This is a genomic window from Xanthomonas sp. XNM01 (assembly GCF_014851915.1).
Classification (GTDB): Bacteria; Pseudomonadota; Gammaproteobacteria; order Xanthomonadales; family Xanthomonadaceae; genus Pseudoxanthomonas.
In genome coordinates, this window is sequence record NZ_JACVAP010000008.1 from 74,080 (window position 1) to 97,802 (window position 23,723).

21 protein-coding genes are annotated in these 23,723 nt (G+C 70.7%); 12 read left to right on the forward strand and 9 right to left on the reverse strand.

Going from position 1 to position 23,723, the window contains the following annotated elements:
* Nucleotides 1-2: 2 nt before the first annotated feature.
* From recF to dnaA, 3 genes are all read right to left on the reverse strand, one after another.
* On the reverse strand, nt 3-1,088 hold the full coding sequence (gene recF / locus IB242_RS19685; RefSeq protein WP_192283524.1) for a DNA replication/repair protein RecF: 1,086 nt from the start codon (nt 1,086-1,088) through the stop codon (nt 3-5).
* A 106-nt stretch (nt 1,089-1,194) separates the two neighbouring features.
* On the reverse strand, nt 1,195-2,295 hold the full coding sequence (gene dnaN, locus IB242_RS19690; protein ID WP_192283526.1) for a DNA polymerase III subunit beta: 1,101 nt from the start codon (nt 2,293-2,295) through the stop codon (nt 1,195-1,197).
* A gap of 224 nt (nt 2,296-2,519) precedes the next feature.
* Nucleotides 2,520-3,863, reverse strand: coding sequence for a chromosomal replication initiator protein DnaA (dnaA, locus tag IB242_RS19695; RefSeq protein WP_192283647.1), 1,344 nt, complete (start codon nt 3,861-3,863; stop codon nt 2,520-2,522).
* A gap of 239 nt (nt 3,864-4,102) precedes the next feature.
* Between dnaA and rpmH the strand changes: the two genes are divergently transcribed.
* The 6 genes from rpmH to IB242_RS19725 all read left to right on the forward strand — a co-directional run bounded on the left by rpmH (nt 4,103) and on the right by IB242_RS19725 (nt 11,857).
* The gene (gene rpmH / locus IB242_RS19700) at nt 4,103-4,243 is read left to right on the forward strand and encodes a 50S ribosomal protein L34 (RefSeq protein ID WP_129470973.1); all 141 of its coding nucleotides are present in this window, start codon (nt 4,103-4,105) and stop codon (nt 4,241-4,243) included.
* 41 nt (nt 4,244-4,284) lie between these two features.
* Nucleotides 4,285-4,725 carry a ribonuclease P protein component gene (rnpA, locus tag IB242_RS19705; protein WP_192283528.1) on the forward strand — a complete coding sequence of 147 codons (441 nt, stop codon included), beginning with the start codon at nt 4,285-4,287 and terminating at the stop codon, nt 4,723-4,725.
* 13 nt (nt 4,726-4,738) lie between these two features.
* Complete coding sequence (yidC, locus tag IB242_RS19710; protein WP_192283530.1) at nt 4,739-6,457, forward strand: membrane protein insertase YidC; 1,719 nt, start codon at nt 4,739-4,741, stop codon at nt 6,455-6,457.
* Nucleotides 6,458-6,683: 226 nt separating this feature from the next.
* Nucleotides 6,684-9,359, forward strand: coding sequence for a polysaccharide deacetylase family protein (locus IB242_RS19715; RefSeq protein ID WP_192283532.1), 2,676 nt, complete (start codon nt 6,684-6,686; stop codon nt 9,357-9,359).
* Nucleotides 9,356-10,708: a tRNA uridine-5-carboxymethylaminomethyl(34) synthesis GTPase MnmE gene (mnmE, locus tag IB242_RS19720; RefSeq protein ID WP_192283534.1), complete on the forward strand. Its 1,353-nt coding sequence runs from the start codon at nt 9,356-9,358 to the stop codon at nt 10,706-10,708. The genes IB242_RS19715 and mnmE overlap by 4 nt, the downstream gene beginning before the upstream one ends.
* Nucleotides 10,709-10,864: 156 nt before the next feature.
* On the forward strand, nt 10,865-11,857 hold the full coding sequence (locus tag IB242_RS19725; protein ID WP_192283536.1) for an energy transducer TonB: 993 nt from the start codon (nt 10,865-10,867) through the stop codon (nt 11,855-11,857).
* A gap of 582 nt (nt 11,858-12,439) precedes the next feature.
* Here IB242_RS19725 and IB242_RS19730 read toward each other — a convergent pair.
* The 6 genes from IB242_RS19730 to IB242_RS19755 all read right to left on the reverse strand — a co-directional run bounded on the left by IB242_RS19730 (nt 12,440) and on the right by IB242_RS19755 (nt 18,172).
* Nucleotides 12,440-13,621, reverse strand: a complete 1,182-nt coding sequence (locus IB242_RS19730) for an ABC transporter permease (RefSeq protein WP_192283538.1) — start codon at nt 13,619-13,621, stop codon at nt 12,440-12,442.
* On the reverse strand, nt 13,618-14,364 hold the full coding sequence (locus IB242_RS19735) for an ATP-binding cassette domain-containing protein (RefSeq protein ID WP_192283546.1): 747 nt from the start codon (nt 14,362-14,364) through the stop codon (nt 13,618-13,620). The genes IB242_RS19730 and IB242_RS19735 overlap by 4 nt, the downstream gene beginning before the upstream one ends.
* 31 nt (nt 14,365-14,395) lie before the next feature.
* A complete protein-coding gene (locus tag IB242_RS19740; protein ID WP_225540891.1) occupies nt 14,396-15,868 on the reverse strand; it encodes an alpha/beta fold hydrolase in 1,473 nt (490 codons plus the stop codon).
* A gap of 90 nt (nt 15,869-15,958) precedes the next feature.
* Nucleotides 15,959-16,156: a helix-turn-helix transcriptional regulator gene (locus IB242_RS19745; RefSeq protein WP_192283550.1), complete on the reverse strand. Its 198-nt coding sequence runs from the start codon at nt 16,154-16,156 to the stop codon at nt 15,959-15,961.
* A complete protein-coding gene (locus IB242_RS19750; protein WP_192283552.1) occupies nt 16,156-16,746 on the reverse strand; it encodes a hypothetical protein in 591 nt (196 codons plus the stop codon). The genes IB242_RS19745 and IB242_RS19750 overlap by 1 nt, the downstream gene beginning before the upstream one ends.
* A gap of 232 nt (nt 16,747-16,978) precedes the next feature.
* Entirely contained in the window at nt 16,979-18,172 is a 1,194-nt protein-coding gene (locus tag IB242_RS19755; protein ID WP_192283554.1) for a hypothetical protein, read from the reverse strand.
* A gap of 126 nt (nt 18,173-18,298) precedes the next feature.
* Between IB242_RS19755 and IB242_RS19760 the strand changes: the two genes are divergently transcribed.
* From IB242_RS19760 to IB242_RS19785, 6 genes are read left to right on the forward strand one after another with little or no spacing between them, the layout of a single operon-like run.
* Entirely contained in the window at nt 18,299-18,616 is a 318-nt protein-coding gene (locus IB242_RS19760) for a flagellar hook-basal body complex protein FliE (RefSeq protein WP_192283556.1), read from the forward strand.
* Nucleotides 18,617-18,629: 13 nt separating this feature from the next.
* Complete coding sequence (fliF, locus tag IB242_RS19765; protein ID WP_343237185.1) at nt 18,630-20,270, forward strand: flagellar basal-body MS-ring/collar protein FliF; 1,641 nt, start codon at nt 18,630-18,632, stop codon at nt 20,268-20,270.
* Complete coding sequence (locus tag IB242_RS19770) at nt 20,263-21,309, forward strand: FliG C-terminal domain-containing protein (protein WP_192283558.1); 1,047 nt, start codon at nt 20,263-20,265, stop codon at nt 21,307-21,309. The genes fliF and IB242_RS19770 overlap by 8 nt, the downstream gene beginning before the upstream one ends.
* Nucleotides 21,306-21,959, forward strand: coding sequence for a FliH/SctL family protein (locus IB242_RS19775; protein WP_192283560.1), 654 nt, complete (start codon nt 21,306-21,308; stop codon nt 21,957-21,959). The genes IB242_RS19770 and IB242_RS19775 overlap by 4 nt, the downstream gene beginning before the upstream one ends.
* The gene (locus IB242_RS19780; RefSeq protein WP_225540886.1) at nt 21,956-23,260 is read left to right on the forward strand and encodes a FliI/YscN family ATPase; all 1,305 of its coding nucleotides are present in this window, start codon (nt 21,956-21,958) and stop codon (nt 23,258-23,260) included. The genes IB242_RS19775 and IB242_RS19780 overlap by 4 nt, the downstream gene beginning before the upstream one ends.
* Complete coding sequence (locus IB242_RS19785) at nt 23,257-23,706, forward strand: flagellar export protein FliJ (RefSeq protein WP_192283564.1); 450 nt, start codon at nt 23,257-23,259, stop codon at nt 23,704-23,706. Before IB242_RS19780 ends, IB242_RS19785 begins: the two co-directional genes overlap by 4 nt.
* Nucleotides 23,707-23,723 lie beyond the last annotated feature (17 nt).

The window sequence follows — 23,723 nt, forward strand, 5'->3', positions numbered from 1 at the left end:
GCTCAGCCCGGCTCCACCCTGCCCTGTTCCACGTGAAACACGTGTGGCTGGAGGGCCAGCTGTTCCAGCACAGGTGGCGACTCGGTGGCTGTGATGAAGATCTGCACATCCGGCCAGCCGTGCAGCTCCGTGAGTACCCGCTGTTGGTGACTGCGATCCAGTTCGGAGGGCAGATCATCGAGGCAGATCACCGGCCACTGTCCCAGCCGCTTGCCCAGATCCTCAGCCTGACCCAGCAGCATCGACAGGGCCACCAGCTTGGTCTGCCCGCGCGACAGCGCCTCCCGCCCCGGCAGGCCGTCGAGTTCCAGACTCCAGTCGGCGCGGTGCGGCCCGACGCTGGTGAAACCGGCGGCGCGATCACGATCGCGCGCCAGTAACAGCGCATCGGCCAGCGACATCTCGCTGCGCCGCCAGCCGGGTTGGAAGGTCAAACCGACCAACCGCAGGCCATCGGTGAACGCCTGGTTCTTCGCCAGCACCCGGGGGGCCAGCTGCTCGAGGTAGCTACCGCGGTACCGGGTCAGTGTTTCGCCCGATTCAGCCAGCTCATGGTCCCAGGCGTCCAGCTGGCCAGGGCCGGAACCCGCCTTCAGCAAGGCGTTGCGCTGCTTCAGCGCACGCGCATATCGGCGCCACACGGACATGAACTGCTGTTCCACGTGGAACAGGCCCCAATCCAGATAGCGGCGACGATGCTCGGCCGCCCCGCTGATCAGCCCGTGACTGCCTGGCTCGAAGGTCACCACCGCCAGCGCCGCGCACAGCTGGCCCAGATGGGCCACGTCCGCGCCGTCCAGACGTCCACTCCAGCGCTGCCCCGCATGGCGAAGCCCCGCGCGACGGGTGCGGTCGGCGCCGTCCTGCCATTCCACGAAGACCTCCAGCGCTTCGGCGCCCTCCCGGACCAGCCCGTCCCGGACCCTGCCACGGAAGCTGCGTCCATAGGCCATGAGGTGCAGAGCCTCGAGCACACTGGTCTTGCCCGCGCCATTGCGGCCGGTGATCAGGTTCAGACCGGCAGCGGGATGGACCTCGGTGGCTTGGAAACGGCGCAGATCGCGCAGATCCAGCCGGGTTACACGCATCCTCTGTCCTCCATCGCCGGGTGCCTCATGCGAAGACGCCCGGCATTGGCCGGGCGTCCTGCCTGTTCCACGTGAAACACGTGGACCATGTGTGGTGGCTGCATCGTCAGAGACGCAGCGGCATTACCACGTGCCGGCACTTCTCGCTGCCTGCCTCGCGGACCAGCGCCGAGGAATTGGCATCACGCAGCTGGATCACGATGAACTCGTCGCGCAGTGCCCCCAGGGCATCCAGCAGGTAGTTCACGTTGAAGCCGATCGCCAGGTCGCTGACCACGGTATCGGCCTCGATCTCCTCCTGGGCCTCCTCCTGCTCCGGATTGTGGGCGTTGATCTTCAGCTGCCCGGGCGAGACCTCCACACGGACGCCGCGGTACTTCTCGTTCGACAGGATCGCGGCGCGCTGCAGGGCGGCACGGATGACTTCGCGGTCCAGCTTCACTTCCTTCTCGGCGCCGATCGGGATGACGGCCTCGTAGTCGGGGAAGCGGCCATCGATCAGTTTCGAGGTGAAGGTGACATCGTCGCGCTTGACCCGGATGTGGCTGCGTCCGATTTCCAGCTCCAGCGAGCGGTCCCCGCCTTCGAGCAGGCGCTGCAGCTCGGTCACACCCTTGCGCGGGACGATGATCTGGCGCTTCGCCGCGACCGGCTGGCCGAGCGTCGTTTCGCACAGCGCCAGGCGGTGACCATCGGTGGCCACGCAGCGCAGCGTCTCGTCGCGCAGGTCGAACAACAGGCCGTTGAGGTAGTAGCGCACGTCCTGCTGGGCCATCGCGAACGCAGTGCGCTCGATCAGCTCCTTCAGCCCGGCCTCGGCCACGCCGATCCGCTCGGTGGCCTCGACCTCGTCAACCGACGGGAAATCGTTGGCAGGCAACGTGGCCAGCGTGAAGCGGCTACGACCGGCCTGTACCGAAATCTTGTCACCGCTCTGCGACACCGTGACGCGGCTGCCATCGGGCAGCGCACGCACGATCTCGAACAGCTTGCGGGCCGGAATCGTGGTTTCGCCATTCTCGGCGTCGTCCACGGCGGTCCTGGCGATCATCTCCACTTCCAGATCGGTGCCTGTCAGCGACAGCTGCCCGTCCTGTACCTGGACCAGGAAATTGGCCAGCACCGGCAGGGTCTGCCTGCGTTCGACGACATTGACGACCTGGGCCAATGGCTTGAGAAAGGCCTCGCGTTGCAGTGTGAAACGCATGGATTCCGTGCCTCTTAAGCTTTTAAAAGAAAGTGGAATAAATCTAAATGTGGTGGTGCTGGAGGGAGCCTTTTGCTGTGGATAACAGCTTCAAGCACCTGATTTGTAACGCTTTATCGGGAACAACAAGTCTGGGCGGAAGATGCCTTCGGCGACAGGGACAAGCTGTGGATGGTTTGGCAGTGCCGATTCTATCCCCGGTTTATCCCCAGCTCCTCCCCTGTTCACTCACTGAGTTTGCGAATCAGCTTGTCCCAGTCCTCGCGCATCTTGCCGTCGGTCTCCATCAGGGTGCGGATCTGGCGGCAGGCATGCAGCACGGTGGTGTGGTCACGGCCGGCGAATGCGTCCCCGATCTCCGGCAGGCTGTGCTCGGTCAGCTCCTTGGTCAGCGCCATCGCCATCTGCCGCGGACGCGCCAGCGAGCGGGTCCGCCGCTTGGACAGCAGGTCCTTGACCTGCAGGCCGTAGTAATCGGCCACGGTCTTCTGGATGTTGGGCAGGCCGATCGCCTGCTGCTGGGCGCGCAGCAGGTCGCGCAGGGTTTCCTGGGCGAACTCGATGCTGATGGCGCGGCCGGTGAAGTTGGCACGGGCGGCCAGCGTGTTGAGCGCGCCTTCCAGGTCGCGCACGTTGCTGCGCATCTTCTTGGCCAGCAGGAAGGCCACCTCGTCCGGCACCTCGGTGCCGCGCTCGCGGGCCTTGGCCAGCACGATGGCGGCGCGGGTCTCGAAGTCAGGCGGATCGATCGCCACCGACAGGCCCCAGGCCAGGCGCGACTTCAGCCGCGGCTCCAGGCCATCGACCTCGCGCGGGTAGCGGTCGCAGGTCATGATGATCTGCTGGCGGCTGTCGAACAGCGCGTTGAAGGTGTGGAAGAACTCTTCCTGGGTGCGGTCCTTGCCGGCGAAGAACTGGATGTCGTCGATCAGCAGCGCGTCGATCTGCTGGAACTGGCGCTTGAACTGGTCGGCGGTCTTCTCCTGCAGCGAACGGAAGAAGGCGTTGTAGAACTGCTCCGAGCGCAGGTACAGCACGCGCGCGCCCGGGTTGGCCTGGCGCATCGCGTTGCCGGCGGCGAACATCAGGTGGGTCTTGCCCAGGCCGGTGCCCCCGTACAGCAGCAGCGGGTTGTGCGCGCGGTCGCCCGGCTTCTGCGCGGCCTGCATCGCCGCGGCCAGGCCCAGCTGGTTGCTGCGGCCCTCGACGAAGTTGGCGAAGACGTAGTGCGGGTCCAGATTGCCGTTGAAGGGCTCGGCCGGCGCCGGGCGGGCGGCGGCCGCGGTCGTGCCGGCCGTGACCGTGGCGGTTGCCGGCGTTTCGGCCCGTGGCTTGGGCCGCGAACCGACCTCCAGCGAGACGTTCGGATGGCCGGCGAAATGCTGGGCCAGCTCGCGGATCCGCGGCAGGTACTGGTCGCGGACCTGGTCGACGATGAAGGAATTCGGGGCGTACAGCACCAGGCCGTCGTCGCGCTCGTCCACCTGCAGGGGCTTCAACCAGGTGTGGACATCCTCGGCCGGAAGTTCGGCTTCGAGGCGTTCGAGACAGCGGGGCCAGGCATCCATCGGCAAGACAGGACTCATCGGGCGATCGCCGCGCCGCGCTTGCGTCGCCGGCCGATCGGAGGTGGGAATCGGGACTGGCCAGACTACCATCGGGGGGCGGGTTTTCCCAGATTTATACACAGGGCATCCACAGCGTCGCCCACTGTGCATGTGAGCGCGTTGTCAAGCAGTGCTTGACCGGAGGGGGCGGACCTCTCTAGAATTTCCGGTTCTTTCGATCCGAACAGCCGAGCGCCACCATGGCCACCAAGCGCACCTACCAGCCCAGCAACCTCAAGCGCAAGCGCGACCACGGTTTCCGTGCCCGCATGAAGACCGCCGACGGCCGCAAGATCCTGGCGCGCCGCCGCGCCAAGGGCCGCGCGCGTCTGAGCGCCTGAGCATCTCGCGGCCAGAGGCCGCGGTGCTCCGCAGTCCCGAGATGACTCCGAACCCGTGCGCGCGATTTCCTCGCGACGCGCGGGTTCGTCTGCGTGCGGAATATACACGTGTCTTCGAGGGCGGGCGCCGGATCGGCGATCCCCTGCTCGCCCTGCACTGGTTGCCGGGCGACACGCCGCCGCGCCTGGGACTGGCGGTCTCGCGCAAGGTCGACCCGCGTGCGGTCGGCCGCAACCGGATCAAGCGGATCCTGCGCGACAGCATGCGCAAGCTGCGTCCGCAACTGAAGGGGGGCGACTACGTGATCGTCGCCCGTCCGCCGGCCGGCAGCGCCGACAACGCCCGTATTCTGGAGGCCTGGCTGCGTCTGCTGCAGCGGGCCGGCGCGTTGCCCCACCCGTCCACCGGCGGCACAATGCCCGCGGCCCCTGCGCCGACGTCATCCGATTCCCCTTCCAAGCCGGCTGCTTCCGCCGGCTGAGCATGCCTGCCCGATGAACCAGACCCGCGTATTCCTGATCCTTGCCTGGCTGATGGTGGCCCTGCTGCTGTGGATGGAATGGGGCAAGGAGCAGGCCGCTCCCGCTACCGTCCAGACCAGCGGCGTCAGCGCCGATACCAGCGACGCCTCGGTGCCGGCGGCCATCCCGGCCGCGACCCCTGTCGGCGCCAGCGCCGATCCGTCGGTACCCAGTGCAGTGCCGGCCGCGGCCGCGCCTGCGGTCGAAGCCACGGCGACGCCGGCCACCAGCGCCGCCCGTGTCACCGTGAACACCGATGTGCTGCGCCTGGTCGTCGACGGCGGCAGCGTGCTGCAGGCCGACCTGCTCGAGTTCCCGCAGAGCAAGGACGACGGTGCCGCGCCGGTACGCCTGTTCAGCACCGCGCCTGACCACTTCTATACCGCGCAGAGCGGCTGGGTCAGCGCCGGCGGTGCCGCGCCGAACCACCAGAACGGGTTCGTCCCGGCCGAACCGGCGCGCGAGTACGTGCTGGCCGAGGGCCAGGACAGCGTCGCCGTGCCGTTCGTCTGGCAGGGCGAGAACGGTGTCAGCATCCGTCGCACCTATACCTTCAAGCGCGCCAGCTACGCGATCGAAGTGCGCGACGAGGTGGTCAACCAGGGCGCACAGCCGTGGCAGGGCCAGGTCTACCGCCAGCTGATCCGCAAGCCGCCGGTGATCAAGCGCGGCATGACCAGCCCGGAGTCCTTCAGCTTCAACGGCGCCGCCTGGTACGACGGCAAGTACCAGCGCCGCAAGTTCGACGAGGACTATCTCGAGGACGGTCACGTCAACAAGCAGACCACCCAGGGCTGGGTGGCGATGCTGCAGCATCACTTCTTCAGCGCCTGGATTCCGGAAGGCGTGCAGCCGTCGACGATCTCGATCGACCAGGTGCCCAATGGCCCGCTGGTGCGCGAGCTGAGCGCGCCGCTGCAGGTCGCCCCGGGTGCGACCGCGACCAGCGATGCGCGTCTGTTCGTCGGCCCCAAGCTGGTCTCGCAGATCCATGCCCAGGACGTCCCGGGCCTGGAGCGTGCGGTCGACTACAGCCAGTTCTCGATCCTGGCGATCGTCGGCGAAGGCCTGTTCTGGGTGCTGAGCCACCTGTACGGCCTGCTCGGCAACTGGGGCTGGTCGATCATCGGCCTGGTGATCGTGGTCAAGCTGATCATGTATCCGCTGTCGGCCGCGCAGTACAAGAGCTTCGCCAAGATGCGCAAGTTCCAGCCGCGCATCCAGCAGCTCAAGGAACGTTACGGCGACGACAAGCAGAAGTTCCAGGTCGCCATGATGGAGCTGTACAAGAAGGAGAAGATCAACCCGATGGGCGGCTGCCTGCCGATCCTGGTGCAGATGCCGGTGTTCCTGGCGCTGTACTGGGTGCTGGTGGAGTCGGTCGAGCTGCGCCAGGCGCCGTGGTTCGCCTGGATCAACGACCTGACCGCACGCGACCCGTACTTCATCCTGCCGGTGCTGAACATGGCGGTGATGTGGTTCACCCAGAAGCTGCAGCCGGCGCCGGGCATGGACCCGATGCAGCAGAAGATGATGCAGTTCATGCCGCTGGCCTTCGGCGTGATGATGGCCTTCTTCCCCGCCGGTCTGGTCCTGTACTGGGTCACCAACGGTGCGCTCGGCCTGCTGCAGCAGTGGTGGATGATGAAGCGCCACGGCGAACCGGCCCCGAAGGCCACGCCGGCCAAGTAAGCGCCCGCGTCATGCGATACCCGGAACCCGCCGCATGGCGGGTTCTTCGCATCCGCGTTCCGCTGCGCGGGCCGGATCGCATCCCGCGGCCGCATCCACGTGCAGGCATCCGTACATGGATGCATGTCCGGCATCGGGTGTCCGCCGCGTGCCGTGCCGGCCGCCCGTGCCGGGCTGGCTTAGAATCGTCGCCCTCGCTCCGGTGCCGATGACGCCACGCCGCTCCATGCCTGCCTTCCCTGCTTCGCGCCGCCTGCTGCCGCTGCTGCTGTGGATGCCATTGCTGCTGGTCGGCTGCGGCGATCGCACCGCCGCGGCAGGCGAGGACCACCCCGCCGCCGCTGCAGTCGCCGACGGTGACGACGCTGCGGCCGCGCCGCTGCTGGATGCATTGCGGCAGCAGCTCGACGGCCACCGCCGGATCATCGTCCTGCTGGCCGACGAGGCCGCGCAGTCGGCCCCTGACCGCGCCACCTCCACCGGCATCGGCCAGCAGCTGTTCCATGAGGGGCTGGAGCGGCAGCAGGCCATCGCCGACCGGTTCGATACGCTGCTGCGCTCGCCCGACCCGCGCCGCTTCGCCACGCTCGGCCATGTGCTGGACTACATCGAATCGGCGCCCGAGCTGTACGACGCCGACCGCCTGGCCTTCCGCGAAGTGCTGCGCGATCTGCACGAGCGCGTCGGCGCCGACTCCTCGCTGCCGGCGGTGAAGCTGCACCAGCGCATCGGCGAGGATCTGGACGCGCTGGACGGGATCGAGCGCCACTACGACCAGGAAATCACCCGGATCTTCAGCCGCTTCGACCGCACCCGCGCGATCGTGCCCAAGCGCGAGAAGTGGGACGACTACGTCGCCCATCTGCGCAGCCTGTACAGCCGCGAGGCGATCCTGCGCGACCACGGCGTGATCGAGCCCTATCCGATGTCGATGCAGGACAGCGAGCGCGAGATCTTCGGCCGCGACCTGCCGCGCAAGACCGTGGTGCTGACCTTCGATGACGGTCCGCACCGCGTGCATACCGACGAGATCACCGCGATCCTCAAGCGCTACGACGTGCCCGGCGTGTTCTTCCAGGTCGGCCGCAACGTCGGCGCGATCGGCGACGACGGCACGCCGACGCTGGGTCCGATGGCCGGCATCAGCCGCCAGCTGATGGCCGACGGCTACGCGGTCGGCAACCACAGCCAGACCCACGCGCAGCTCTCGCGCACCAGCGGCGACGCGCTGCGCCACCAGGTGCTCGACGCCGATGCGCTGCTGCGCCAGGTCGGCGAGCGCCGCGCGCCGCTGTTCCGCTTTCCCTACGGCGCGCGCAATGCCGAAGGGCTGCAGCTGCTCGGCGAGGCCGGCCTGAAGTCGATCATGTGGAACATCGACTCGATGGACTGGGCCGACCCGGTGCCCGAGTCCATCGTCCAGCGCGTGCTGGCGCAGGTGGAGAAGGAGCAGCGCGGCATCATCCTCTTCCATGACATCCACGACCGCGCGGTCAAGGCGCTGCCGCAGATCCTCGACCGCCTGATCGCCGACGGCTACCAGTTCGCCGGCTGGAACGGCCGCGAGTTCACCGTCAGCCGGCCCCGCGCCGGCACGGCCGCCGAGGCGGCCAGCACCGTCACCACCGGCTACGAGAACTCGTGGGCGATCGTCGTCGGCATCGACGAGTACACGCACTGGCCCAGGCTCGAGTACGCCAGCCGCGACGCCCAGGCCGTGGCCGACACCCTGACCGGCCAGTTCGGTTTTCCGTCGTCGCAGGTGATCGTGCTGAAGAACCAGCAGGCCACCCGCAACAACATCCTGGCCGCGTTCCACGACCGCCTGGCCGACGAGCGCACTGGAAAGAACGACCGCGTGTTCGTGTTCTTCGCCGGCCACGGCGCGACCCGCCGGCTCGCCTCGGGCCGCGACCTCGGCTACATCATTCCGGTCGATTCGGATCCGGACGAGTTCGCGACCGACGCGATCGCGATGACCGACATCCAGAACATCGCCGAGAGCCTGCGCGCCAAGCACGTGCTGTTCGTGATGGACGCCTGCTACAGCGGCCTGGGCCTGACCCGCGGCGGGCCGGCCTCCTCGGCATTCCTGCGCGAGAACGCGCGCCGCAGCGCGCGGCAGATGCTCACCGCCGGCGGCGCCGACCAGCCGGTGGCCGACGGCGGCCCCAACGGCCACTCGGTGTTCACCTGGGTGCTGCTGCAGGCGCTGTCGGGCAAGGGCGACCTCAACGGCGACGGCCTGATCACCGGCACCGAGCTGGCCGCCTATGTCGCGCCGGCGGTGTCGGCGGTGTCGCAGCAGACGCCCGCGTTCGGCAGCCTGCCCGGCTCGCAGGGCGGCGAGTTCGTGTTCCAGGTGCCCGACAGCCAGGAATTCCTCAACGCCGACACAGCCCAGCTGCCGGCCGATGCGATCGCGCTCAACAGCCGCGTCGACGCCGCACAGGGCGATGGCGATGCGCCGGTGCGCGTGACCGACCTGCTGGGCGGCAGCAGCACCCTGGTGGTGCCCACCGCGGTGAAGGCGTCCGATCGCCAGCGGGCGCAGCAGGCCAACGACCGCGGCCTGCAGCTGTACCGCGAAAAACGCTACGACGAGGCGGTGGCGCAGTTCACCGAGGCGTTGAAGCTGCGCCCCGACTTCGCCCAGGCGGCCAACAACCTCGGCTTCGTCTACTACCGCCAGCAGCGCTACGCCGAAGCGGCGCGCTGGCTGGAGAACACGCTGAAGATCGATCCGTCGCGCGCGGTCGCCCATCTCAACCTCGGCGACGCTTACCTGCACGGCGGCGACACCGCCAAAGCGAAGCAGGCCTACACCACCTACCTGGAGCTGCAGCCCCAGGGCAGCGGCGCCGAGCAGGCGCGCGCGCAGCTGCGCAAGCTGCAGCCATGATCGCCGAGTCGGACGACGACACCATCGCCGCGATCGCCACCGCACCGGGGGCGGGCGGCATCGGCGTGGTGCGCCTGTCCGGCCCGCAGGCACTGCCGATCGCCGCCGCGCTGTGCGGCCGCGCCCTGCCGCCGCGCCGTGCACTGCGCGCGCGCTTCGATGACGCCGATGGCACGCCGATCGACGACGGCCTGGTACTGGCCTTTCCAGGCCCGCACAGCTTCACCGGCGAGGACGTGGTCGAACTGCAGGCGCATGGCAGCCCGGTGCTGCTGCGGCGTCTGGTCGAACGCTGCTGCGAGCTCGGCGCGCGCGCGGCCGGTCCGGGCGAGTACAGCCGGCGCGCCTTCCTCAACGGCAAGCTCGACCTGGTCCAGGCCGAGGCCATCGCCGACCTGATCGCCGCCGCCGACCTGCGCGCCGCCCGTGCTGCGCGGCGCACGCTGGAAGGCGTGTTCTCGGCCCGGGTCGATGCCCTGGCGCAGCGGCTGCTGGGCCTGCGCATCCACATCGAGGCCTCGATCGATTTCGCCGACGAGCCGATCGACACGCTCGGCGGTCCGGCCGTCCGCGCCGGCCTGGCCGAGTGCGATGCGCTGCTGCGGCAGCTGCTGGTCGAGGCCGAACGCGGGCGGCGCCTGCGCGACGGCCTGCATGCGGTGCTGCTGGGCCTGCCCAACGCCGGCAAGAGTTCGCTGCTCAACGCGCTGGCCGGCGATGCCCGCGCGATCGTCACCGACGTAGCCGGCACCACCCGCGACGTGCTGCGCGAGACGGTGCGCATCGACGGCCTTGAGCTGGTGCTGGCCGACACCGCCGGCCTGCGTGACGGCGGCGACGCGATCGAGCGCGAAGGCATGCGTCGCGCGCATGCCGAACTGGAGCGCGCCGATCTGGTGCTGCTGGTGGTCGACGCCCGCGATCCGGCGCCGGCCCGCGCGGCGCTGGACACGATCGCCGCGGCCGCGCCGGCGCGGCTGTGGATCCACAACAAGTGCGATCTGGTCGCGGCCGACGCGGCGGCGGCCGATGCCGACGACACCGTCCACGTCTCCGCGCTGACCGGGGCCGGCATGGCCGACCTGCACGCGGCGCTGCGCCGGCTCGCCGACCGTGGTGCCCCGGAAGCGGCCGATGGCGAATTCAGTGCCCGCGCACGCCAGATCGAGGCGCTGCAGCGCACCGCGGCGCACGTGGAACAGGCGGCCGCCCAGCTGCGGGACGAGCAGCTCGAACTGGCGGCCGAGGAACTGCGCCTGGCGCACCAGGCCCTGGGCGGCATTACCGGACAGGTCAGCGCCGACGCCCTGCTCGGGCACATCTTCTCGAGCTTCTGCATCGGCAAGTGAGTGCGCGCACCGCATGATGCGCGTCACAGTTCGGGGCGCCAGGCGTTGATCGCGCCGCTTGTGGCTGGCGGTCACCCGGTTGACAATCGGAACCGGATCACGCGTCCTGACTTCTGTCGTCACGACGTCACATTGCTCTGCAACGGGGGAGAACCGATGCTGTCCTTCACGATTTCGCCGAAGTCGCGGCTCTGCGCGTGCCTGCTTCTCGCGGTCTTCGCCGCCGCCTGCTCCAAGCAGGAAGAACCGGCGGCCGACGCCGCCCAGCCCGCGGCCGCCACGCCGGCTGCCAGCCCGGCCGCGCCTGCACCGGCCGTCGCCGCCAGCGTGCAGGCGATGGGCGCCGACCAGTTGCGCGATTCGGCCACCCAGGCGCTGCGCGAGAACCGCATGTACGCGCCGGCCGGCGACAACGCGATGGAGTACTACCTGGCGCTGCGCGACAAGCTGCCCGACGACGCGGCGGTGTCCAGCGCACTGACCGACCTGCTGCCCTACACGCTGATCGCCGCCGAGCAGGCGGTGGGCCGCGAGCAGTTCGACGAGGCCTCGCGCCTGGCTTCGCTGATCGAGAAGACCGATCCCAGCGCCCCGGCGCTGCCGCGGATCAAGCAGAGCATCACCACCTCGCAGCAGGCGGTCGCGCAGCGCAGCGAGGCCGATGCCGAACGCGCGCGGCGCGAGACCGAGAGCCGCGCCCAGGCCGAACAGCAGCGCGCGGCCAGCCAGCAGGCGGCCGAAGCCGAAGCCGCGCGCCGGCTCGCGGCCGAGCAGGAAACCGCCCGCCAGGCCACCGCCGCGCGGCAGGCGGCCGAACAGCGCGAGGCCGAGCAGCGCGCCGCCGCCGCCCGCCAGGCCGCCGCCACGCCGGCACCGCGCCCGGCGGCCGCACAGCCGGCCCTGCGCCCGATCAGCATGCCGGCGCCGCGCTATCCGGCCGATGCGCTGCGCGCCGGGACCTCCGGCGAAGTGCTGGTCGAATTCACCGTCGGCACCGATGGCGCGGTCACCGATGCCCGCGTGCTGCGCGCCAACCCGGCCCGCACCTTCGATCGCGAAGCGCTCAATGCGGTCCGCCGCTGGCGTTTCGAACCGCTGGACGCGCCGGTGACCACGCGCCGCACGGTGGCCTTCAGCAACGGCGGTTGATCGGCTGACGATGGACGATCGCCGGCCGGCACCATCCGTGCCGGCGGCGGCGACCGTCGCATCGCGGTCGGTGAGCATCACGAAGGCCCGGGAGCGATCCCGGGCCTTCGTGCATCCGCGGCATCGTGGCGCATCGCCGGGCACCATTGCGGACGGCGAGATGAAACCGGATGAGGGCGGCGTGCGCTCCAGATGGCGGATCACCCTGGTCGCCGGCATGGTCGCGCCGCCGCGCCACTGTCACCGGCGCCACGCACGCATTTGCGTCCTGTGCCCGACGGCCGCGTCCGCCCGCGTGACCGGTACGTATCCGCCACCAGCCTGCCATGCGTGGGCCGCGGCGATCCATCGACGATCTCTTCGTCCTCGTCCTCGTCCTCGTCCTCGTTTCGTCTCAGGTCAGCCCAGCCCACGCTGGCGCAGCGTGCGGCCTCGACACCGGGCGTGGTGCTGCACGAAAGCGTATCGGCCGCCACCCACGTACGCGCATGAAAAAGCCCGGGATCGCTCCCGGGCCTCGTGTCCGCAGCGCTACCGCCGCGTGCCAGCCGCCGTGGCTGCACACGTGGCGGCGCTGGCGACTCAGGTGGAGATCGCCAGCTTCTCCTGGCGGTAGCGCCAGACCGCGCCGGCCCACAGCAGCAACGCCAGGCCGACGCTGCAGCCCAGATACACCGCCCAGGTCTGCGCATCGATCGGCTCGCTGCGGATCACCTTCAGCAGCAGCTGGTTCTGCGCCAGGAACGGCACCGAGAACTGCCACAGCTGGGTCTTCACCGGATTGACCATCAGCACAATGGTCGGAATCATCGGCAGCAGCATCAGCCAGCTCATGTGGCTCTGCGCTTCCTTCAGGCTCTTGGCGCCGGAGGCCAGGAAGGTCAGCAGCGAGGTGCCGATCAGCAGCATCGGCATCAGCACGAACAGCAGCTTGGCGATCGCCAGCAGCGACACGTCGAGCTGGCGGGCCATCGCGCTGGAGGCCTGGGCGCTGAGTTTGAGCGCGATCAGGGTCAGCAGCAGCGACAGCGCGCCGAGCAGGCAGGCGGCCAGGATCTTGCCGGAGACGATCGCGCCGCGCGATGCCGGCGTGGCCAGCAGCGGTTCCAGCGACTGCCGCTCGCGTTCGCCGGCGGTGGCGTCCAGCACCAGTGCCGCACCGCCGAGGAAGGCCGAGATGATCAGGAAGTACGGCAGCATCACCGACAGCAGCATGCCGCGCTTGGCTTCCGGCGTGGCCAGGTCGATCTGGCCGACGTTGACCGGCTGCGCGACCGACGCGTCGATGCCGCGGGCGAGCAGGCGCAGCGCGCCGACCTGGCCACCGTAGGCGGCCAATGCGGCCTGCACGCGACGGCTGGGAATGCCCGAATCGCGCCGGGTGGTGTCGAGCATGATCTCGACCAGCGCCGGGCGTCCGGCCTTCCAGTCCTCGCCGTAGTCCTCGGAGATGCGCAGGGCCACGTCGACCCGCTGCGCGCGGATGTCCTGCTCCAGCGTGTCGGTCGCCGGTATCGCCTTGATGCCCTGGGTGCCGAGGAAGGCGACCAGGTTCGGCGCGTGCTCGATGCCGATCGTCGGCACCTCGAGCACCTTGTCGAGCTGGGTCTTGGCGCGCTTCTCGGCCAGCGTGCCCATGCCCAGGATCAGCGCGGGCAGCAGGATCGGACCCATCAGCACGGTCAGCGCCAGGGTGCGGTGGTCGCGGCCGATGTCGCGCAGCTCCTTGAGCAGCACGGTCCACAGCGTGGAAAGCATGTTCATGCCAGCAGCCCCTCTTCCGAACCGATCGCCTTGACGAAGGCGTCTTCCAGGTTGCTCTCGCCGGTCTGCTCGCGCAGCTGGTCGGCGGTGCCTTCGGCGACCACCTGGCCCTTGGCGATGATGACGATGCGGTCACACAGCGCGGCGACCTCCTGCATGATGTGGCTGGAGAAGATCACGCAGCGGCCCTCGTCGCGCAGCTGGAACAGGAACTGGCGCAGCGCGCGGGTGGTCATCACGTCCAGGCCGTTGGTCGGCTCGTCCAGGATCACGTTGCGCGGGTCGTGCACCAGCGCCCGCGCGATCGCGGTCTTGGTGCGCTGGCCTTGGCTGAAGCCCTCGGTCTGGCGGTCCAGGATCTCGCCCATGTCCAGCGCCTCGGACAGCGCCGCGGTGCGCGCGGCGATGGCCGCCGGCGACATGCCGTGCAGGCGGCCGAAGTAGGCGATGTTCTCGCGCGCGGTCAGCCGCTTGTAGACGCCGCGGGCATCGGGCAGCACGCCCAGGCTGCGGCGCACCGTCATCGGGTCGCGGGCCGGGTCGACGCCGTCGACCTCGATCCGGCCCTGGTCGGCCTGCATCAGCGTGTACAGCATGCGCAGCGTGGTGGTCTTGCCGGCGCCGTTGGGGCCGAGCAGGCCGGTGATCTGGCCGTCGTGGGCGTCGAAGCCGACGCCACGTACGGCCTGGACCAGGCCGGATTTGGTCTTGAACTGCTTGTGCAGGTCGTGGGCGCGGATCATCGGCCGGCCTCCGCGGTCGTGGTCTGGCGCATCAGGGTTCCCATCCGTTGAAGCTGGTGAAGGGCGGCACGTAGGTCATCGTGTCCAGGCACGAGGCATCCAGTGCAGCGGCGTCGCTGGTGTCGATGAAGCGGCCGACCAGCTTGGGCATGCAGCCCTGGCCGAGTGCGCCGTGGCCCTGGCCGCGCAGGACCAGGTGGCGGCCGTTGGGCAGGCCCTCGAGCACGCGCTCGCCGTAGCGCGGCGGCGTCACCGGGTCGAGTTCGCCGGACAGCAGCAGCACCGGCAGCTCGGACCGGAACGGCGCGTTGAAGCCTTCCGGGCGACTGCCGTGCGGCCAGCTCGGGCAGGCGGCGAAGAACATCCGCGCGACCTCCGGGCCGAGCACGGTGTCGCCGGCGGCGACGTCCTGGTGGCGATCGGCGTCCTCGGCGCAGATCACCGACCACTGCATGCCGCGCGCCATCGAGTCGCCGGTGTTGCGGCCCATCAGGTCGGTCAGCGACAGCAGCGAGCCGTAGCGGCCGTCCATCGCCTCGTCCAGCACCAGCGGCAGCAGCGCGGCGGTCTGCGGCATGTACGAGAACATGAAGGCCAGGCCGGTGACCGTGTCGGCGCTGACCGTGCCGGTGCGCACCTCGCCGGTGGCCGGGTCGCGGTACTCGGTCTGGACCGGTGCGTCGCGCAGCCGGGCGACCAGCTCGCGCAGCTGCTCGCGCGCGTCGCGGCCGAAGCGCTCGGCGCAGGCCGGCAGCTTGCTGCACTGGGCCGACTGCAGCGCCAGCGCGTCCTCGAAGGTGTTGGCGAACTCGCCGCCGACGACCAGGTCGTTGGGCGCGACGCCGTCGAGCACGATGCTGCGCACCTGCTGCGGGTAGCGCATCGCGTACTGCTGGGCGACGCGGGTGCCGTAGGACACGCCGACCAGGTCGACCTTCGCCGCGCCGACCGCGGCGCGCACCGCATCCAGGTCGCGGATCGCATCGGTGGTCGTGTACAGGCGGGTGTCGGCGCGATCGGCGACCGCCGCGGCGCAGCGGGCGGCGAACGCGGCCAGCGCCGCTGCGTCGACCTCGCCGGTCGGCGGCTCCTCGTCCTTCAGCTCATGGCAGTCCAGCGCATTGGAGCCGCCGGTGCCGCGCTGGTCGACCAGCACGATGTGGCGCTGCTTGCGCACCTCGGAGAAGGCCCGGTCGATCACCGGCCACACCGACACCGCGGCCTGGCCGGGCCCGCCGGCCAGGAAGAACACCGGCTCGTCGGCGGCCGAGGCCTCCTCTTCCGCGGGCAGCCAGGCCACGCGCAGCGCGATCCGGCGCCCGTCCGGCGCGTCGTGGTTCTCGGGCACCTCCAGGCTGCCGCACTGCGCTTCCACGGTCGACGCGCCGCTGGTGAGCGTGCACGGGGTGAACGCGATCTGGCCGTAGTGGCGGGTGGCGGTGGTCGTCGGCGCTGCCGGGTCGGCGGCGGTGCCGCAACCGCCGAGCAGGCCGCCGGCCAGCATCGCGGCGAGGAGCAAGCGGGTCTTTCCTGGATTCATCGAATCGTGCCCGTGGATGTGTATGGCGAATGAAGGAGCGTACGTGAAGCGGGTTCAGTTGGCATCGGGGTCGAACACGTCCTCGATGCGCAGGTGGAACAGGCGCGCGATGCGGAACGCCAGCGGCAGGCTCGGGTCGTACTTGCCGGTTTCCAGCGCATTGACCGTCTGCCGCGACACCTCCAGGCGTTCGGCCAGTTCGCCCTGCGACCAGCCCTGCCGGTCGCGCAGCTCGCGCAGGCGGTTGTGCATCAGCGGTACCGCCGCGCGACCACGGCCTTGGCCACGCCGTATCCCATGCACAGCAGCGGAAACACCCAGAGCATCGCCACGCCGGCAGGCAGGTCGATCACGCCGGCGGCCTGCAGCAGGCCGCCGCTCATGTAGCTCACACCGACGAATGCGGCCGCCAGCCCGATCGATTCCAGTTCGATCCGCTGCTGCATCTCGTCGACGTCGCGGATGTAGCGCAGCATCGCCCGCAGTGCCATCGCGATCGGCGGCACCGGCAGCAGCGCGACCAGTGCGCGTAGCGGCGTCGTCAGCGACAGCTGTTTGAGCAGCTGGGTCGAGACCAGCAGCACCACCACGTAGACGCCCATCGCCAGCAGCGTTTCCCGCGTGTAGCGCCGGCGCAGCGCCGGCGGCGCGGCATCGCAGGCGTCCGGCAGCTGCCAGGCCAGCAGCGCGGCGAACGCCAGCCCGATCCCGACCCCGAGCAGCAGCCCACGCAGCAGTCCGGACACACGGTCCGGTGCCAGCTGCTGCAGCACGAGCGCACCCATGCCACAGGCCACGGCCAGCGCGAGCAGCCGCCACGACGTGGAGATGCGGGAGCGCATCGGCCTGCCGGTCATGCGCTGCGGCTGCCGCCGCGCGCGCAGGTCGCCGCCGCGCGTGGCAAGAGGGCGCGACCACGGACGTGAGGTCCAAGGCCGTTCCGGCCGGTCCGAATCGTCTGCACTGCCGCCCCTGTCAAGTGACCTTGACACATGCTGGGCGGGCCGCCGCGATCTGTCAAGCGTGCTTGACAGCATGCCGGCACCCCGGCCGCCATCCGCGCGGGCCGCGCCGTCAGGCCGTCGACGGGCGGGGGGTCTGCAGGCGTGCCGCCAGTGCCGCCAGCCATTCCTCGAGCAGCAATGCGGTGGCGCGGTCCTGCAGGCGCGGCAGCGCCTCGCGCGCCTGTTCGAGCGCGGTGAGCGCATGCCGCAGACGACCTTCGCCAGCGGCCAGCTCGGCATCGAACCAGTGCCGCCAGGCCGAGAGGTCGACCAGCCCGCCTTCGCACAGCGGACGCCAGGCGGCCAGCAGCGCCAGGTCGCGCCGGCCGGTCACTGCGTGCACGGCCATCACCACCGCCAGATGCTGGCGGAAGCCGTCGGGTGTCTCCCACAGCAGTGGAGTCAGCTCGCGCGCGTGCCGGTCCGCGTCCTCGTGCCGGCCACGGTCGGTGGCCTGCAGCACCAGCAGGATGCCGGCCGCGGCGCGGGCCACTGCCGGCGCCCGGTCGGCCAGCCCGGTCGGCAGCAGCGTGTCCGGCCAGTCGCGCGGGCGTGTGCCGGCGATGCTCAGCGCGGTCAGCTGGTTCATCCGCAGCATCGCGGTGGCGGTGCCGGGATCGCGCACCAGGTCGAGCAGGCCGCGGCCGTCCGAGCGCCAGCCGCCACTCTGCAGCGGCAGCAGGTTGACCAGGCCCAGCAGCAGCGCGCCGAGGCCGAAGCCTTGCAGCGCCGCGGCCATCCAGCCGTCGGCCAGCGACGCCAGCGGCAACGCCAGCGCCGCGGTCAGCAGGTTCGCGCCGGGGCCACCGGTCAGCATCACCGCCATGTCCGCACGCGAGCCGCTGCCGGCCGCCGGCACCAGCGCGGCGAACCCGCCCAGGCCCTGGATCATGCCGCCGCGCCGGACCTCCCAGCCGTCGGCCAGCCGCTCCAGCCGCAGCGGGCCGATGCCGGCGGCGATCACGCGCATGCCGCGGGCCATGCCGGCCAGGGCATGGCCGGCCTCGTGCAGCACGATGTTGGGCCATAGCCCGAGCAGCAGGCCGGCCAGCAGCACGAAGGGGACGCCGTCGCCCGCCAGGGTGAAGCCGAAATGGGCCACGGCCATGCCGAAGACCAGGCCGGCCAGCATCCCGGCCATCAGCCGGAGCAGGCTGCGCCAGATCCCGCCGCCGGAGGCGCCGGTGCCGGCGACGGGACGCGGGGGCGGATACAGCGACGCGTGACCGGCCGCGGCGGCCGGGTGCGGAACGTGATCGTGCATGGCGCCGAGTGTGCCATGCACGCCCATGACGGCCCGGTCGTGCTCTGGAGATTCTCTTGAGATTCGGCGCGGCGCGCGGACCCCCCGCCGACAATGCCGGCAGCCTGCCCGAGCCGCGAGCCGATCATGAGTGTGCTGCCGACGCTGCCCCCGATGCCCAGCCTGGAATCGCTGCTGCCTGGCGAACTGGCCAGGCCGGCGGCCAACCCCCGCGAGAACGGGACGGCCGACTTCGGCGGCCTGTTCACCCGCGCGCTGAACGGCGTCGATGCCCAGGCGCATGCGGCCAGCCGCCAGGTCGAGGCGGTCGAGACCGGCGCCAGCGACGACCTGATCGGCGCGATGCTGGCCAGCCAGCAGGCCGGGCTGTCGTTCTCGATGCTGGTGCAGGTCCGCAACAAGGTCATGTCCGCCTTCGACGACGTCATGAAGATGACGGTCTGATGGAGCGCCGGACGTGATCGCCAGACTCAAGCCGCTGGCCGGCCGCCTGTTGCCGGCCAATGCCCGGCTGCCGAGCTCGGCCACGCTCGGCCGCCTGCTGCCGGTGGTGCTGCTGGCGATCGCGCTGACCGTGCTGGCGATGCTGTACCTGCGCCACGCCGACTCGCAGTACAAGCCGCTGTTCGGCATGCAGGAGAAGATCGCCGCCGCCGACGCGATGGCGGTGCTCGACGCCGAGGGCATCCCCTACCGGCTGCATCCGGACAGCGGCCAGGTGCTGGTGCCCGAGTCGCGCCTGGGCCAGGCACGCATGCTGCTGGCGGCCAGGGGCGTCAACGCGCAGCAGCCGGCCGGCCTGGAAGTGGTCGACCGCAGCGACCCGCTGGGCGTGAGCCAGTTCGTGCAGGACGTGCGCTTCCGCCGCGGCCTGGAAGGCGAGCTGGCGCAGAGCATCATGACCCTGGACCCGGTCGCCTCGGCGCGGGTCCACCTGTCGGTGGCCAAGTCGTCCTCGTTCATTCTCAGCAATGGCGACAAGAGTTCGGCCTCGGTGGTGCTGTCGATGAAGCCCGGCCGCCGCCTGAGCAAGGAACAGGTCTCGGCGATCGTGTCGATGGTCTCCGGCAGCGTCGCCAACCTCGACCCGGCACGGGTGTCGGTGGTCGACCAGGCCGGCAGCTTCCTGTCCGCGATGATCGACCCGACCGATCCGACCGCCGGCGACAGCAGCGAGCTGGCCACGCGCCTGCGCGAGGAAACGCTGCGCAACATCCACGAACTGCTCGCGCCGACGCTGGGTGAAGGCAACTTCCGCGCCTCGGTGGCGGTGGAGGTCGACCACGACCGGATCGAGGAGACCCACGAGCAGTTCGGCGAGGCGCCGCGCCTGACCCAGGAGGCGACCCGCGAGGAGAACGACACCGGCACCACGCCGATCGGCGTGCCCGGTTCGCTGTCCAACCGGCCCGCGCCGGCCGCCGCCGCGCCCGCCGATGGCGCCGACGGCCCGCGTTCGCAGCGCAACGCGATCAGCCGCCAGTACGCCTACGACCGCAACATCGTGCAGATCAAGCGCAGCCCGCAGCGGGTCAAGCGGCTCAGCGTGGCGGTGGTGCTCAACAATGCCGCCGCCCCGGTCGCGGCGGGCGCCGCCGCCGGCGCAGCGGCGCGCTGGACGCCGGAGCAGATCGCCACCATCGAGGGCATCCTGCGCAGCGGCATCGGCGTCGATGCACAGCGCCAGGATGCGCTGGTGGTGTCGGCGCTGGACTTCCAGCCCACCGCCGAGCAGCTGACCCCGCCGTGGTGGCGCAATCCCGAGACCCTGGTGATGGCGCTGCCCTGGCTGGGCTATGCGCTCGCCTTCCTGCTCGCGTTCTTCCTGGTGGTGCGCCCGCTGCTGGGCATGCTGCGGCAGTGGACCGACGCCAATACCGGCCGCGCCGAACCGGCCCTGGTCGGCGGCCCCGGCGGCACGATCGAGGCGGTCGCCGTCCCCGGCCGCAGCCGGCCGGCCCTGCTCGATGTCGAACCCGAACTGCCGCCGATGGGGTCGGAGGCCGACGTGATGGTCGAGCACCTCAAGGCCCTCGCCACCCAGGCGCCCGAGCGCGTGGCCGAGATCATCAAGCCCTGGATCCGCAAGCATGGATAACGCCAGCCCCGCGGCCGCCGCGCAGACCGAGCTGGTGCCCGCGCGCCGGGTCGAGGTCACGCCGCTGGAGCGCGCCGCCATCACCCTGCTCAGCATGGGCGAGGAGGCGGCCGCCGCGGTGATGCGCTGCCTCTCGCGCGAGGAACTGCTCGAGGTGACCCGGGTGATGTCCGGCATCAACGGGGTCAAGATCGACGCGGTGCAGGACACCCTGCAGCACTTCTTCGATGCCTGGCGCGAGCAGAGCGGCGTCAACGGCGCCTCGCGCGGCTACCTGCAGCGCTCGCTGGACATGGCGCTGGGCAGCACCGTGGCCAACAGCGTGCTCAACGGCATCTACGGGGACGTGATCGGGCCGAAGATGTCGCGCCTGCAGTGGGCGCAGCCGCAGTGGCTGGCCGAGCGCCTGGCGCGCGAACACGTGCGCATGCAGGCGATCTTCCTGGCCTTCCTCAAGCCCGAGCAGGCCAGCCAGGTCATCGCCGCGCTGCCCGAATCGCGGCGCGAGCTGGTGATGCTGCACATCGCCCGGCTCAAGGAGATCGACCACGAACTGCTCGAGGACCTCGAGGCCGTGGTCGACGCCTGCCTGGAGAACATGGGCAACCAGAGCGCCTCGGTCGAGGGCGTGCGCCAGGCCGCCGAGATCATCACCCGCCTGCCGGGCAACCGCGCGCAGCTGATCGAGACGCTGCGCGGCCACGACCCGGCGGCCACGGCCCAGATCGAGGACCGTGTGTACTCGATCGACCTGCTGGCCCACCAGAGCCCGGCCAGCATCGCCGCGATCATGGAAGCGGTGCCGTTCGAGAGCTGGGGCGTGGCCCTGAAGGGCACCGACGTGGCCCTGCGCGACGTGCTGTCGGCCTCGATGCCGCGCCGTCAGGTGCAGGCCTTCGAGGAGATGCTGCGCCGGACCGGTCCGCTGCCGATGAGCCGGATCGACCAGGTCCGCCGCGAGGTCATGGAGCAGGTCCGCGACCTGGCCGAGAGCGGCGAGATCGAACTGCAGCTGTTCTCCGAGGACGTGGTCGAATGACCCCGCATTACCGCCGCCACGTGTTTCCCTCGCTCGCCCGGCTGCGTGCCAGCGTGCGCGACGACGGCATGCCGGCGCTGCTGGACGAGCCGCAGCTGGCCATTCCCAACCCCGAGCTGCTCGAGGACGCGCGCCAGCAGGGCCTGGCCCAGGGCCGCGAGGAAGGCCGCGCACTCGGCATCGAGGAAGGCACCGCGCGCGCGCGCAGGCTCGCCCAGGAAGGCCTGGATGCGCTGTCGCAGCCGCTGGAACAGCTGATCGCCAGCTTCCGCACCCTGCAGGACCAGCATCGCGACGCGCTGCGCCAGGAAGTGGCCGACCTGGTCGAACAGGTCGCGCGCCAGGTCGTGCGCGGCGAGCTGGAGCAGGATCCGGAGCGGATCCTGACCTTCGTCGACGAGGCGCTGGCCACGTTGCCGGCACCGGCCGACAGCATCGAGGTGCGCCTGCACCCGGACGAATACCGCAGGATCCTCGCCGCCGCGCCGGAGCAGGCCGCGCGCTGGCAGCTCAGCGCCGATGAGCGCCTGGCGCCGGGCGAATGCCGGATCAAGGCCGGCGTGCGCGAGCTCGACGCCGGCTGCGGCCAGCGCCTGGCCGCGTGCATGGAACAGATCCGCGCGCAGACCGGCGGCAGCGCACGCGCATGAGCGGCCCGACGCGCACGCTGCGGCTCGACGACATCCCGGTCGCCCGTCCGGTCGGGCGCCTGACCGGCGTGTCCGGGCTGCTGCTGGAAGCCAGCGGCTACGCCTTCGAGACCGGGCAGCGCGTGCGCATCGAAACCGCCTCCGGCGGCTGGCTGGCCGCGCGCGTGGTCGGCTTCCGCGAACACAGCTGCTTCCTGATGCCGTTCCGCAAGCCGTCCGGCCTGGTCGCCGGCGCGCGCGTGGTCGCCGACCAGGAGGATCAGGGCCTGCTGATCGGACCGGGCTGGCGCGGGCGGGTCATCGACGGTCTGGGCGAACCGATGGACGGGCTCGGCCCGCTGACCGGCGCCGCGCCGCTCAACCTGCACCCGCCGCGGGTCAATCCACTGAAGAAGCAGCCGGTCCGCGGCGTGCTCGATGTCGGCGTGCGCGCGATCAATGGCGCCCTGACCCTGGGCCGCGGCCAGCGCGTGGGCCTGTTCGCCGGCAGCGGCGTCGGCAAGAGCGTGCTGCTGGGCATGATCACCCGCCAGACCACCGCTTCGGTGGTGGTGGTCGGCCTGATCGGCGAGCGCGGCCGGGAGGTGCGCGAGTTCATCGAGCGCGCGCTCGGCCCCGAGGGACTGCGCAAGGCGGTGGTGGTGGTCGCGCCGGCCGACGAATCCCCGCTGATGCGCTTGATGGCCACCGAACTGTGCCACGCGATCGCCGCCCACTTCCGCGATGCCGGCGAGCACGTGCTGCTGCTGGTCGATTCGCTGACCCGCTACGCGATGGCCCAGCGCGAGGTCGCGCTGGCGCTGGGCGAGCCACCGGCCACGCGCGGCTACCCGCCCTCGGTGTTCGGCCTGCTGCCGCAGCTGGTCGAAGGCGCCGGCAACGGCGAGGGCGACGGCAGCATGAGCGCGATCTACACCGTGCTGGCCGAGGGCGACGACGAACAGGATCCGGTGGTCGACACCGCCCGCGCGATCCTGGACGGCCACATCATGCTCTCGCGCGACCTGGCCGCGCAGGGCCACTACCCGTCGATCGACGTGCTGCGTTCGGTCAGCCGCTGCATGGACCTGGTGGTCGACGAGGCGCACATGGCCCGCGTGCGCGAGCTGAAGGAACTGCTCGCCCGCCACGCCCAGGTGCGCGACCTGATTCCGCTCGGCGGCTACGTCCCGGGGGCCGATCCGGCCACCGACCGCGCGGTCGAGCTGCACCCGCGTCTGTCCGCCTGGCTGCGCCAGGCCACCCACGAAGCCGCGCCGCTGGAACGCACCCGCGCGCAACTCGAAGAGGTCCTGGCATGAACCTGCAGCACACCGTGACCAATCTCGGCCGCCTGGTCGAACTGCGCAGCCGCGAGGTCGACACGCTCACCGCCGAACTGGCCAGGCAGCATGCGGTGGCCGAGCGCTACCGGCGCAACCTGCAGCGCATGCGCGAGATGCTGGTCGAGGTCGGCCGCAGCAGCGCCGGCTGCCCGATCCTGGCCAGCAACAGCGCGCACTACAAGGCCTCGCTGGTGGACATGATCGCCGCGCACCGGCGCGACCTGGCCAGCCAGGACACCGTGATCGAGGCGGCCCGGGTCGCGCTCGAGCGCGCCACCCTGCGCCGCGAGCGCGTCGACCGGGCGCTGCAGGGAAAGCAGCGCGCGCTGCGTCACGAGCGCGAGGTGCGCGACCAGAAGCGCCAGGACCAGCTGGCGATCCAATCGTGGGTACACGCCCGTCACTTCGCGACGGCGTCCTGAGACAGCACAAGGGGAAA